This window comes from Streptomyces sp. STR69, from assembly GCF_024519455.1.
In the GTDB taxonomy this organism is placed as follows: Bacteria; Actinomycetota; Actinomycetes; order Streptomycetales; family Streptomycetaceae; genus Streptomyces.
Window position 1 is genome coordinate 460,443 of sequence record NZ_JALJRY010000001.1, and the last position, 12,331, is coordinate 472,773.

A 12,331-nucleotide genomic window follows, 5' to 3' on the forward strand; every position below is an offset into this window, starting at 1 on the left:
AACGGGTGCCTCCTGTGCGCTCTGTGACGAACAGCTCACAGACTGGCGTCCCGCTGGCTACCGTAAAAGAGGTTTCGCGTTCGCGACCGGGTCAGCGGAGGAGATCGAGTGGTGGCACGGGGCAAGGACATCGACGGCTCGATGAGCGTTCCGACGTTCTACGGCAAGGAGTTGAGGTGGAAGCGGGAGGAGGCGGGGTTGTCGTTGGATGCGTTTCTGAAGGGCAGCTTCTACAGCAAGACGTACCTGAGCGATATTGAGCACGGTGAGCGAAGGATGCCGCTCGATCTGGCCCAGCACGCGGATCAGAAGCTTGGGACGGACGGGTTCTTCGAGCGGAACTGTGAGGTTGTGCGGAAGGCGCGGAGGGGGCCGCACGCCGCGTACTTCGAGAAGGTCCTGGAGGCGGAGAAGCACGCGGAGTCCATCGAGGAGTGGTGCCCCATCAACATCCCGGGGCTGCTCCAAACCGCCGCGTACGCGCGGACGATGGTGCGGTCGGCTCACCCGGCGGCCTCCGACGAGTGGGTCGAGGAGAAGGTGGTGGGCCGCCTCGCCCGCGCCCGTCTCTTCGAGGACGACCACTCCACCCCGGAGTACTGGGTGATCCTGCACGAGACGCTGCTTGCCGACCCGGTCCTGGCACCACGGGAGATGGCCGAACAGCTCGACCGGATCGTGGAGTTGGCCGAGCGGCGTCGGGTTACTCCGCAGATCGTTCCGCGAACGTGCGGCGCGCATCCTCTGATGGCCGCCTCCATCATGGTCATGGTCTTTCCGGACGCCCCGCCGTTGATCTACACCGAGGCGTCGTACAGCGGTGACACCGTGGACGATCCGGCCCTCGTGAAGCAGTACCGCAAGGCATACGATCGGCTCAGGGCCGTCGCACTGTCACCGAAGGCGTCCCTGGAGATGATCAAGGCAGCGGCAGAGGAATACCGAAATGGCAAGCAACGGGACCGACTTGAGTGACGCGCTCTGGCTCAAGAGCAGCTACAGCAACGGGGACGGCGGCAACTGCGTAGAGGTCGCCCGCAACCTCCCCGGCCTCGTCCCCGTACGCGACTCAAAGGCCCCGAACCGCCCCGCCCTCATCCTCACCGCCTCCGCCTGGGCCCCCTTCATCACCACCCTCCAAAAAGTGTGACACCACCCCCAAAACCGTCACACTTTTGCAAAGCAGGTCCCGCGCTCCAGCTCCGTGGGAGGCCCCTAGGTTGGCTGATGTGAGTGCGCGCGGGCGGGGTTACAGGTATGTCGGACCGGTCGAGCTGAAGGCTGCGGTCCGGGCCGGTCGCAGCGGGTGCCTGATCAGATCGAAGGCCGACTTCAGCAGATGGATCGGTGAGCGATCGGCGTCGGAGCTGGCCGAACCGTTCACCTTCGTGATCGGCACGGACGGTGTGCTTCGACTGGCGCCGCGCCGAAGCGAGCATGTGGCCTGTGCCGGCGGAGACATGGTTCTGAGCGCCGGTGAGATCAGCTTCGCACGCGCGGCGGGCCGGTGGGCCGTGAGCGAGGTCAGCAACCAGTCCACCGGGTACTGCCCGGACACCAGTTCCTGGCCGGCAGTCGCCCGCGCTCTGGACGACGTGGAGCTCGGGCGGCCCTCCAGCTTCACCCACGAGGTGGTCTTCCGACGGTGCCCCGAGTGCCAGGAACACAACATCGTGCGTGAGGACGACTTCGTCTGCGTCTTCTGCGACAGCGACCTGCCCGCAGCCTGGAACGTGGATCCCACCGGGTGACAGCCGGAGGGCCAAGTCGGGCTTGCTGCGGGCGCCGTAGCCGGTATCGCCGTAGAAGAGGAACGAACCCCCGCCACGGCGGGTATCCGTGACAGGGGCTCAGGCTCACTCAGGAGCCTTCGGAGGCCCCTATTACTGCTGGGGGCCTCCGGCTACCTGGTGATCCACCAGAGCCACCACCTCCTCACGCGCTTGACCCGTGCCATATGACGGCTATTACCGTCAACTCACATATGCCGCCAACCACTTGAGCAGGGCAGCAGAAAAGGCGGTCACCCCCAGCCGAGGGGGCAACCGCCTTCAAGCAGAACGGAGTTGGCGGGTCAGACCGCCGAACCCGCCTTCCACTGCGCCCAGTCCATGTTCCAGCCGTTGAGGCCGTTGTCCGGGGCCACCGTCTTGTCGCCGGTGTTGGAGATGACGACCACGTCACCCACGATCGAGTTGTTGTAGAACCAGGCCGCCGGCATGTTCTTGTCGCCCGCGCCCTTCACGTCCTGCAGGCCCACGCAGCCGTGGCTGGTGTTGACGCTGCCGAACACCGAAGGCGAGCCCCAGTAGTTGCCGTGGATGAACGTGCCGGAGCTGGTGAGGCGGATGGCGTGCGGGACGTCCTTGATGTCGTACTCGCCCTTGCCGTCGTCGTCCGTGAAACCGACCGTCGCACCGTTCATCCGGGTCTGGACGAACTTCTCGGACATCACCATCTGGCCGTTGTACGTGGTGTGTTCGGGGGAACCGGCCGAGATCGGGATCGTCTTGATCACCTTGCCGTCCTGCTCCACCTTCATCTGCTTCGACTTCGCGTCCACGTACGAGACCTGGTTGCGGCCGATGTGGAAGGTGACCGTCTTCTGCTGCACGCCGTAGACCCCGGAGGCGCCCTCGACGCCGTCGAGCGCGAGCTTCAGCGTGACGGTGGAGTTCTCCTTCCAGTAGTCCTCGGGGCGGCAGTCCATGCGCTGGGTGTTGAACCAGTGGCAGACGACCTCCTGGCCGCTGCTGGAGGTGACGGTGACGCCCTTCTGGACGGCGGCCTTGTTGGTGATCGCCTTGTTGAAGTTGATCGAGACCGGCATGCCGACGCCGACCGTGGAGCCGTCCTCGGGAGTGAAGTTCCCTATGAAGCTGTTGGCCGGGGAGACCGTGGTGAAGGAGGCGTTCTCGTGGGCCGCCAGACCCGCGGAGTCCTTGGCGGTCGCGGCGACCTTGTACGTCGTGGAGCGCTCCAGCTGGGCGCTGGGCTTCCAGCTCAGCTTGTCGGCGGAGATGGCGCCCGCGACGGCCGTACCGTCCGCGGTCGTCATTGTCACGGCCGTGAGCGTGCCCTTGCTGACGGTGACGGCGGCCGAGTTGTTGATGGAGGCGTTGTCCGAACCGTCCGCCGGTGTGATCTTGATCTGGGCCTCGGACGACTTCTTCGCCGCCGCCTCGTCGGCCTTCGACTGTGAGCTCTGGCTCGAATCGCTGCCGGACGACTTGTCGTCGCTGCCGGAACACGCCGTGAGCACAAGCACACCGCCGAGCAGTGCGGACGCGGCCACAAGACCCCTGCGCCGCTTACTGTCCGTCATCACACGCTTCTCCATCGTTGCCGAATCACCGAAAACCCGAGCGCCCCGTTAAACAGTTCCTAAGAATTCAACGCTACGACTGGTGCATCCCGTTCCGCTTACCCACTATCTGTGGGGCACACCACGTCCACTGTGACGCCCGCAAACTGTTGGGACGACGAAACCCCGGACAGCGGTTGCCGCCCGGGGTCACCTGGTCCCGTGCACGGCTCAGCCGACCACTGCCGTCCCGTCTGCTTCCTCATCGCCGTCGACATCATCCTCGTCGAGGTCCCAATCCGGCGAATCCGGGTCGTAGTCGATCTCCTCACTGCTCCATGAGGCCTGGGCCAGTTCGACCCCGGGCATCTCGCCGACCAGGTCGAACGGGTCCACGAGATAGGCGAGGGCCTCGGCGGTGTCTTCCGTCACAGCGCTCTCGGCGTGCACCCGTTCGTCACCGGGCAGTTCCGGATCGTCGGCGATCTTGGCCAGCGCGGCCTTGGTCACGGCGTCCTCGTTCTCCACTTCAAGAACGAGTTCGACACGAAGGCGTACAAAACGTGATGTCTCTGGAGTGCTCATGCCGGGAGCGTACGGCCCACGGCTCCCGTGACTTTCCCACGACCCGCAGAGTTCATTAGCATCGCTCCACACGGCCAATTCGCCAGCGCCACAAGGGGATCGATATTCCGTGTCAACCGCTCGCCGAACGATGCTGACCGCCACCGCCGCGGGCACCCTGCTGGGCGCCCTGTGGTTCGTCCCCTCCGCCAACGCGACGGTGACCGACCAGGTGAGAGTGGAGACTCCGGCGACGCCAACCTCCCAGGTCACCCAGCAGGCAAGGGTGACCTCGACAGCCGTCACCACCTTCTCGGACGACACCCACCTCGCCGACACCGGAAGCCCGGACACCACGCCGTACATCGTCGGCGGCACCGTGTTCCTCGGCCTCGGCGCCGGTTTCGTGGCGTATTCGGTGCGACGGGAGCGGCTCGGGTTTTAACTTGGTTGACGATTCCTTGACTTAAGCTTCATAGTCCGCTTATGAAGAGATCATCGGGCATACGGCTGTGCGTCACCGTCGCGGTGGGCGCACTGTCGCTGGCCCTCATCACCGGCTGCTCCGACGGCGGTTCGGACGACGCCAAGAGCAACACCGAGAACGCCGCGCAGGGTTCCGGGAAGAACACCGCCAAGGCGCTCACCGCCGCGGAGTTGAAGAAGCTGGCACTCGCCCAGGGCGATGTCGACGGCTACAAGATCGAGGCGGGCGAGTCGATCCCCGGCGGCAAGAGCGGCATCAAGGGCGACGAGAAGTGCAAGCCCCTGCTCTACGTCCTGAGCGGCGTCGCCCCGGCCGACGCGCCCGTGGAGACCAACCGCATGGCCACCGCGGAGAAGAAGCCGTCGGCCGCCGCCTCCACCGACCTGGAGGACCTGAGCGGCGACGACGTCGAGAAGGCCCTCACCGGCTCCATGAGCGTCGACCTGACGATGGTCGGGCTCTCGTCGTACGACGGTGACGGCGCCGAGAAGGCCTTCAAGGCCGTGTCCGACGCGGTCACGGGCTGCGCCGGTGGCTTCACGGGGACGGCCGGTGGCGAAGAGCAGAAGTTCACCAAGATCAGCACCGAGAAGGGCTCGGGGACCGGCGACGAGTCGGTGGCCTACGCGGTGTACGGCGAGCCGGACGAAACGGACGGCACGACCTCCGTCGCGCACGCCGAGGTCGTCCGCCACGGGAACGTCGTCGCGACGTACTACACGATGAACATCGGCGCGATGATCGCCAACAAGGCCTACACGGTGCCCGCTGCGGTGGTCACCGCCCAGTCCGCCAAGCTGAAGTGACGTACGGGGCCCGGCCGTTACCACGCCGGGCCCCAACTCCCCTACTGCAACGGCCCGGTGACCTTCTCCACGGCCTCCACCACATACCCGTCACGCACGAACGCCTCCGCCGCGGCCAGGTCGGGAGACAGGAACCGGTCCGGCCCGGGGCCTTCAACTCCCGCCGCGCGTACGGCGTCGATGACCGCGCGGGAGGCGGGCGCCGGGGCCAGACCCTCGCGCAACTCGACGGCGCGCGTGGCCGCGTACAGCTCCACCGCGATGATCCGGGTGAGGTTGCCCACGGCGGTACGCAGCTTGCGCGCGGCCGACCAGCCCATGGAGACGTGGTCCTCCTGCATCGCGGAGGACGGGATCGAGTCGGCGGACGCCGGTACGGCCAGCCGCTTCATCTCGCTGACCAGCGCGGCCTGCGTGTACTGGGCGATCATCAGCCCGGAGTCGACACCGGCGTCGTCCGCGAGGAACGGCGGCAGTCCGTGCGAGCGGTTCTTGTCGAGCAGCCGGTCGGTACGGCGCTCCGCGATCGAGCCGAGGTCGGCGGCGGCGATGGCGAGGAAGTCGAGGACGTAAGCCACCGGCGCCCCATGGAAGTTGCCGTTGGACTCCACCCGGCCGTCCGGCAGCACAACGGGGTTGTCGACGGCCGACGCCAACTCCCGCTCCGCGACCAGGCGGGCGTGCGCGATCGTGTCCCGCCCGGCACCGGCGACCTGCGGGGCGCAGCGCACCGAGTAGGCGTCCTGGACGCGGGGCGCGCCGTCCTGGTGGTGCCCGGTGAGTTCCGAACCGGCAAGCACGGCAAGCATGTTGGCGGCGCTGGCGCCCTGCCCGGGGTGCGGGCGGATGGCGTGCAGCTCGGGCGCGAGCACCTTGTCGGTGCCGAGCAGCGCCTCCAGGGAGAGGGCGGCGGTGACGTCCGCGGACTTGTAGAGCATGTCGAGGTCGGCGAGGGCCATGACCAGCATGCCGAGCATGCCGTCGGTGCCGTTGAGAAGGGCGAGGCCCTCCTTCTCCCTCAGCTCGACAGGCGCGATCCCGGCTTCCGCCAGCAGCTCACCGGCGGGCCGTACGACCCCGTCGGGGCCTTCCGCGTCGCCCTCGCCCATGAGCGTGAGCGCGCAGTGGGAGAGCGGCGCGAGGTCGCCGGAGCAGCCGAGGGAGCCGTACTCGTGGACGACGGGGGTGATCCCGGCGTTGAGCACGTCGGCCATGGTCTGCGCGACCTCGGGCCGGACACCGGTGTGACCGGAGCAGACGGTCTTCAGCCGCAGGAACATGAGCGCGCGGACGACCTCCCGCTCCACCCGCGGCCCCATCCCGGCGGCGTGCGAGCGGACGATGTTGCGCTGCAGCTGGGCGCGGAGTTCCGGGCTGATGTGCCGGGACGCCAGGGCCCCGAAGCCGGTGCTCACGCCGTACACGGGTTCCGGTTTGGCCGCGAGCGCGTCCACGATCTCGCGCGCCGCGGCGAGCGCCGCGACGGCCTCGGCCGAAAGCTCGATCCGGGCGCCCCCACGCGCCACGGCGAGGACGTCGGACGCGGTGACCCCGGACGTCCCCACCACCACAGTGTGCATATCCATATTCAGGAGCGTACGCATTGAATGCGACAGTGTCACTACCGGGGTGCCGGTTGGACCCTTACAGGTAGGTCACGCCCGCCGCCCCCGGAACCGCCTCCGCTCCGCCGGCATCTCCGGTGTCGGTTCATCGGCGAGCTTCACCACCGGATCGTCCGGGCCGTCGCGGCCGGCGACCACCGGCCGGTCCGCGCGCAGCGCCTTCGCACGGTACTGGGCCGCGTCCGCCAGCCGGAACAGCCGACGGCCGGACCGTACCGCCCCGATCGGGTCCTCGGTCGACGCGACCCCGCAGGCGACCCCCTCGCCGAGCTCCAACTCGGCGGCGCGGCGGCATAGTTCACCCGCCGCGTCGACCACCTCGTCGGCGGGCGGCCCGACCGCGAGCAGACAGAACTCGTCCCCGCCGAGCCGCGCGGCCAGCGCGCCCGGCAGCATCGCCCCGCACAGCGACAGCACCGAGCCGAAGCGTTCCAGGAGCCGATCGCCGACCGCGTGCCCGCGAGTGTCGTTGACGCGCTTGAGCCCGTTGAGATCGCACACGACCAGGCTGACCACGACCCCGTCCCGCCGATGCCGCTCGACCGCCTCGTCGAGCCGTACGTCCACGGCCCGGCGATTGGCGAGCCCGGTGAGCGCGTCCGTGAACGCCAGCCGCCGCGCCTCCTCCAGCCGCTCGGTCTGCGCGAGCCCGGCCGCGACCACGGAGGCCAGCACGGTCGCGAAGTCTGCGTCGGCACGGTCGAACACCGGCGCACCGACCGGCCGCGCCACATACAGCTCGCCCCAGGCCCGCCCGTGCAGCACGATCGGGGCGACCACACAACAGCCGCGCCTACGACGCCGTAGCGCCGCCACCCGCTGGTGGCAGTAGCCGGGGCTGCCCGCGGCCGGGCCCTCGGCGGTCTCGACCCAGGCGTTGGGTTCGCCGCCGCCGGCCCAGCGCTCGTGCAGGAACTCGGTGATCTCGGGGAACTGGTGCACCGGATAGGTCTCGGCGTCCGGGAACTCCTCCTCGCCCGCCGCCCGCTCCCCCACGTTGACGAGGACCCGCAGCCGCCCCAGCTCCCGCTCCCACACCGACAGCGCGGCGAAACTCCCGTCCAGCGCCCGGCACGCCCCGGTCGCCGCCGCCCGCCAGGACTCGCGCGGGGTGTGCGCCGCCGCCATCCCCTGCGCCAGCTCCACCACGGCAGCCAGCCGCCTGTCCTCACCCATCACTCCAGGCTAGGGAGGTTTGGAACATATCGGGACATTGATGCGGCGAACAGGTGTCTATGCGCGGTAGCCGACCCTACTCACCGGGCCACTGCGGCTTCCGCTTCTCGTTGAACGCCGCCACACCCTCCGCCCGGTCCCCCGAGAACGCCACCGACCGCCACGCCGCGTCCTCGACCTCAAGGCCGGTCCGCAGATCCAGGCCGTGCCCGAGCCGCAGCGCGCGCTTGGCCGCGCGCAGGCCGACCGGCGAGTTCGCGGCGATGCGGGCGCCCAGGGCGAGCGCCTCCTCGCGGTCCCGGCCGGTCTCCACCAGGACATCCACGAGCCCCAGTTCCGCCGCCTCGGGCGCCTCCAACCGCCGTGCGGTGAAGATGAGTTCGGCCGCCCGGGCCGCGCCCACCCGGCGGGGCAGCAGCTGCGTACCGCCGCCGCCCGGGATCACGCCCACCGAGACCTCCGGCAGCCCCACCACGGCCGTGGCGTCGGCCACGATCAGGTCGCAGGACAGGGCGAGTTCGAAGCCGCCGCCGAGGGCGAAGCCGTGCACGGCGGCGATCGTCGGCATCGGGAGGTCCAGGACGCCGGTGTACGCGCCCCGGGCGACCGGCCGCTGCCGTACCAGTTCCGCGTCGGTGAGCGAGTTGCGCTCCTTCAGGTCGGCGCCGACACAGAACGCCCGCTCGTGCGAGGAGGTCAGCACCGTCACGCGGACGTCCCGGTCCGCCGCCAGTGCCGCACAGGCCGCGGCGATGGAGCCGGCCATCGCGGTGGACACGGCGTTCATGGCCTTGGGCCGGTCCAGGACGAGTTCGGCGACGTACTCCTGCCGCCGCACCAGCACGAACTCCCCGAACCGTTCCTCGCTCATGACACCCTCCTGGTTAACGCGGGTTAACAGAACTCGCCCCGATCATCGCACGGGCCTTCCCCGTTCGGGTGACATGCCGCCCAACTCCCGCCGCACCGCCCGGAGAAGCGCATAACGTGCGTCCGCCACATCACAGGGGAGGGTTCGTGACGACGACCACGAAGGCGGAGCCGGCCGAGGCCACCGCGGACACGGAGCCACCCGTCCTTCCCCGGGGCCGGCACCGGCGCCCCCGGCCCCGCAAGGTCCTGCTGGCCTTCGGCGGGCTCGCCGTGGCCGCCGGGGTGCTGAGCCTCGTACGGCTGACGCCCGAGTCGGGGGTCGGCGGGGTGGGCACGGCGGAGGCCGAACCGAGCCCGGACGCCGACGCGGACCAGAGCGCCGGGCACCCGGCCAACGCCGCCGCCACGATCAGCGCCGACCCGACGGCGATCCCCTCCGCGATCCCCTCCGCGACCTCGGTGATGGGCGGCGCGAGCGCGACCCCGACCACCGCCTCCGGCGTCGTACCGACTCCGTACGCGACGGCGGCACCCACGACCGTCCCGGAGGCGGGGACGACGAGGGCGCCCGACACCGCCCCGCAGCCGCAGGCACCGGCGGCCACTGCGCCGGGCCCCCAGGCGCCCGCGACGAGCGCGGCGCCGGAGCCGACATCCGCGCCGACCCCGAGCCGGGCCGCCAACTCCCCTGCTCCCGCGCCGAGTCGGCCGAGTCTGTGCGTGCCGATCATCGGGCTCTGCGTGGACCCGCTGGTCCATCGCGACTGAGCGGCGAGCGCACCGTTTGTGCCGGTTTATGGACGGCGTGAGACTGAAGACATGAGCACCTCAGCGACCACCCTCACGCAGAACAAGGACCTGGTGCACGCGTTCATCGACGCGCTGTTCACCAAGGGCGACCTCGGCGCGGTCGATGAGTACCTCGCCGAGGACTTCGTCGACCACGACCCCCCGTTCAACGGGCCCGGCGACCGCGAAGGCTTCCGCACCGCCGGCGCGCTGTTCCGGCAGGCGTGTCCCGACTGGCACAGCGAGCCGGACCTGATGATCGCCGAGGACGACCTGGTCGTCGAGCACTTCACCGCCGGCGGGACGCAGCGCGGTGAACTGCTCGGGGTGCCGGCCCCGGCCGAGGGCCGCCCCCTGACCCTGCACGGAACCAACATCTTCAGGATCCGGGACGGCCACATCGTCGAGCGCTGGAACCGCCCCGACGAACTCGGCATCCTGCGCCAGCTCGGGATCGCGCCCTAGGAGACCTACGCGGGTGCCGAGTCCCGGCGGGTGAGCAGCCAGGGTTCGACCACGCCCAGGCCGCGCACCGGGCGCTGCCACATCGGCTGGAGCGCGAAGCGGTACGTCGGGGGCTCCTCGCCCTCCTTCTCGGCGGTGGCCGCGGCCTCGGCCGCCTCCGCCTCCGAGGCGGGCGCCTCGCCGCTGCGGATGAGCTCCTCGGCGAAGGCGCTGTCGACGAGGACGGCGTCACGGGGAGCTATCGAGGTGAGCCGCGAGGCGAGGTTGACGGTCGTACCGAAGACGTCGCCCATGCGGGTCGTGACCGTGCCGAAGGCGATGCCGACCCGGAGTTCGGGCATCGTCTCGTCGTGCGCCATGGTCTCGATCAGGCGCAGCGAGATCTCGGCGGCGACCCCGGCGTCGTCCGCGGAGAACAGCACCTCGTCGCCCAGGGTCTTGATGAGCCGGCCGCCGCGCGCGGCCACCAGGTCGGCGGCCGTGGTCTCGAAGGCCTCGACGAGTTCGCCGAGTTCCTCCTCCTCCATACGACGGGTCAGCCGCGTGAAGCCCACCAGGTCGGCGAAGCCCACCGCGAGGCGGCGGTCGACCATCTCCTCGTCGTCACTGGCCTGGACGACCCGGCCGGCCGAGGCGGCGAGCTGGCGCCGCCACACATAGACGAGGAACTCCTCCAGCTCGGGCAGCAGCAGCTCGATGATCGGGTACGTGACCTCGGTGCGCGACATGCCCGGCTCGGGCGGCTCGGTCAGGCCCTCCAGGAACGAGTCCATCTGCCAGCCGGCCAGCCTCGCGGTGGTCTGCCCGGTGGAGCGGGCCACCTGCACGGCCATCGCCTCGCTCAGCAGCCCCGCCTCGACCAGACCGGCGAGGCGGCGCAGCGCGAGGACGTCCGCCTCCGTGAACGCCTTGGCCTGGCCTACGTCGGCGAAGCCCATCGCGCGCCAGAAACGGGTGGCCAGCTCCATGGAGACACCGGCGGTACGGGCCGCCTGGAACGGGGTGTAGCGGCGCTCCGCGCCCAGGATGAGCCCTTCGAGGCGCAGCGCGAGGGGGTCTTCGCCGGGATCGGCGGCATAGGGGTCGGCCCGGCCACCGGCGGCATCGGGGTCCACCCGGCCGTCCGCGTCCGCGCCGGAGCCCGTGTCGTCGACGGTCACGCCTGCTGCCCTTCCGATCTGCCACGGTCAGGTATCGACCGGGCCCAATGCTACGGCAGGTGTGGGCCAGCTCACTCCGTGAGTCACATGGACAAAGCTGCCACAAGAGCGGTCGGGGTCACGCGGGGCGCAGATGCACGATGTCGCCCGCCCCCACGGGCTCCTGCACGCCGTCCTCCGTCGCGAGCACCAGCCGCCCGTCCCCGTCGATCGCGACGGCCTCCCCGGTGATCGACCGGTCCCCGGGGAGCTCGGCCCGTACGGTCCGGCCGAGCGTGGCGCAGCCGGCCGCGTAGGTCTCCTGGAGGCCGCTCGCGGCCGGGTCCCCGCCCGCCGCGCGCCACTTGTCGTACCAGTGCTCCAGGGACCGCAGGACCGCCCGCAGCAGGGGGTCACGGTCCGTGGTGACGGCCCCGGCCAGGGCCAGGGAGGCCGCCTGGGGCACGGGCAGCTCGTCCTCGCGCAGGGTGACGTTGATGCCGACGCCGACGATCACTGCGTCGTCCCCGGCGCGCTCGGCGAGGATGCCGCCGGCCTTGCGTTCCTCGCCACCGACAGTCACCAGCAGGTCGTTGGGCCACTTGAGTGCCGTGTCGATGCCGGCCGCCCGGGACAGGCCCGTGGCGACGGCGACACCGGTGAGCAGCGGGAGCCAGCCCCAGCGGGACACGGGGACGTCGCCCGGCTTGAGGAGGACGGAGAAGAAGAGCCCGGAACGGGCCGGTGCCGTCCATTGCCGGTCGAGGCGCCCGCGCCCGGCGGTCTGTTCCTCGGCGACGAGCACGGCGCCCTCGTCGGCGTCGCCCGCGAGTGCCCGGGCGATGAGGTCCGCGTTGGTGGACCCGGTGCGCTGCACGACCTCGATGTCGCAGTAGAGGCCCCCATGGCCGCCGTCCCGCACCAGGCCCTTGCGCAGTGCTGCGCCGTTGAGCGGTGGACGGTCCAGATCGGACCAACGGCTGCTGTTCTCGTCTGAGGCATCTCGCGGCGTCATGCAAGCCACCCTAGGTGTGTTGTACGCCGCACTGCCGATCGGTAGGCCCGCCACTACTCTACGAATGAGTAACCGTCCCCCCTTTTGA

14 protein-coding genes are annotated in these 12,331 nt (G+C 70.1%); 7 read left to right on the forward strand and 7 right to left on the reverse strand.

The window, feature by feature from the left end:
• The first annotated feature begins 111 nt into the window (after nt 1–111).
• From OC490_RS02150 to OC490_RS02160, 3 genes are all read left to right on the forward strand, one after another.
• Entirely contained in the window at nt 112–975 is an 864-nt protein-coding gene (locus OC490_RS02150; RefSeq protein WP_262056009.1) for a helix-turn-helix domain-containing protein, read from the forward strand.
• Nucleotides 947–1,150 (forward strand): DUF397 domain-containing protein, encoded by a 204-nt coding sequence (locus OC490_RS02155; RefSeq protein WP_262056010.1) that lies wholly within the window; start codon nt 947–949, stop codon nt 1,148–1,150. Before OC490_RS02150 ends, OC490_RS02155 begins: the two co-directional genes overlap by 29 nt.
• Before the next feature lie 124 nt (nt 1,151–1,274).
• Nucleotides 1,275–1,751 carry a hypothetical protein gene (locus tag OC490_RS02160; protein WP_262056299.1) on the forward strand — a complete coding sequence of 159 codons (477 nt, stop codon included), beginning with the start codon at nt 1,275–1,277 and terminating at the stop codon, nt 1,749–1,751.
• A gap of 323 nt (nt 1,752–2,074) precedes the next feature.
• On the opposite strand, the gene OC490_RS02165 is transcribed toward OC490_RS02160, so the two are convergent.
• A complete protein-coding gene (locus OC490_RS02165) occupies nt 2,075–3,325 on the reverse strand; it encodes an Ig-like domain-containing protein (protein WP_262056011.1) in 1,251 nt (416 codons plus the stop codon).
• A 210-nt stretch (nt 3,326–3,535) separates the two neighbouring features.
• Nucleotides 3,536–3,889 (reverse strand): hypothetical protein, encoded by a 354-nt coding sequence (locus tag OC490_RS02170; protein ID WP_200712146.1) that lies wholly within the window; start codon nt 3,887–3,889, stop codon nt 3,536–3,538.
• A gap of 130 nt (nt 3,890–4,019) precedes the next feature.
• Here OC490_RS02170 and OC490_RS02175 point away from each other — a divergent pair, with 130 nt between their 5' ends.
• Both OC490_RS02175 and OC490_RS02180 read left to right on the forward strand, forming a co-directional pair.
• Nucleotides 4,020–4,313, forward strand: coding sequence for an LAETG motif-containing sortase-dependent surface protein (locus OC490_RS02175; RefSeq protein ID WP_262056300.1), 294 nt, complete (start codon nt 4,020–4,022; stop codon nt 4,311–4,313).
• 41 nt (nt 4,314–4,354) lie between these two features.
• Nucleotides 4,355–5,161 (forward strand): hypothetical protein, encoded by an 807-nt coding sequence (locus tag OC490_RS02180; protein WP_262056012.1) that lies wholly within the window; start codon nt 4,355–4,357, stop codon nt 5,159–5,161.
• Between the two features lie 41 nt (nt 5,162–5,202).
• Here OC490_RS02180 and hutH read toward each other — a convergent pair whose 3' ends face one another.
• The 3 genes from hutH to OC490_RS02195 all read right to left on the reverse strand — a co-directional run bounded on the left by hutH (nt 5,203) and on the right by OC490_RS02195 (nt 8,833).
• Nucleotides 5,203–6,741, reverse strand: a complete 1,539-nt coding sequence (gene hutH, locus OC490_RS02185) for a histidine ammonia-lyase (RefSeq protein ID WP_262056301.1) — start codon at nt 6,739–6,741, stop codon at nt 5,203–5,205.
• Nucleotides 6,742–6,816: 75 nt separating this feature from the next.
• Complete coding sequence (locus OC490_RS02190) at nt 6,817–7,962, reverse strand: sensor domain-containing diguanylate cyclase (protein WP_262056013.1); 1,146 nt, start codon at nt 7,960–7,962, stop codon at nt 6,817–6,819.
• Between the two features lie 76 nt (nt 7,963–8,038).
• Nucleotides 8,039–8,833: an enoyl-CoA hydratase/isomerase family protein gene (locus tag OC490_RS02195; protein ID WP_262056014.1), complete on the reverse strand. Its 795-nt coding sequence runs from the start codon at nt 8,831–8,833 to the stop codon at nt 8,039–8,041.
• 146 nt (nt 8,834–8,979) lie between these two features.
• Here OC490_RS02195 and OC490_RS02200 point away from each other — a divergent pair, with 146 nt between their 5' ends.
• Together OC490_RS02200 and OC490_RS02205 are read left to right on the forward strand one after the other, a co-directional pair.
• A complete protein-coding gene (locus OC490_RS02200) occupies nt 8,980–9,603 on the forward strand; it encodes a hypothetical protein (RefSeq protein ID WP_262056015.1) in 624 nt (207 codons plus the stop codon).
• A 51-nt stretch (nt 9,604–9,654) separates the two neighbouring features.
• The gene (locus OC490_RS02205) at nt 9,655–10,089 is read left to right on the forward strand and encodes an ester cyclase (protein WP_262056016.1); all 435 of its coding nucleotides are present in this window, start codon (nt 9,655–9,657) and stop codon (nt 10,087–10,089) included.
• Nucleotides 10,090–10,094: 5 nt separating this feature from the next.
• Here OC490_RS02205 and OC490_RS02210 read toward each other — a convergent pair whose 3' ends face one another.
• A complete protein-coding gene (locus tag OC490_RS02210; protein ID WP_200711667.1) occupies nt 10,095–11,249 on the reverse strand; it encodes an adenylate/guanylate cyclase domain-containing protein in 1,155 nt (384 codons plus the stop codon).
• Between the two features lie 118 nt (nt 11,250–11,367).
• On the reverse strand, nt 11,368–12,243 hold the full coding sequence (locus OC490_RS02215; RefSeq protein WP_262056017.1) for a biotin--[acetyl-CoA-carboxylase] ligase: 876 nt from the start codon (nt 12,241–12,243) through the stop codon (nt 11,368–11,370).
• Between the last annotated feature and the right edge of the window lie 88 nt (nt 12,244–12,331).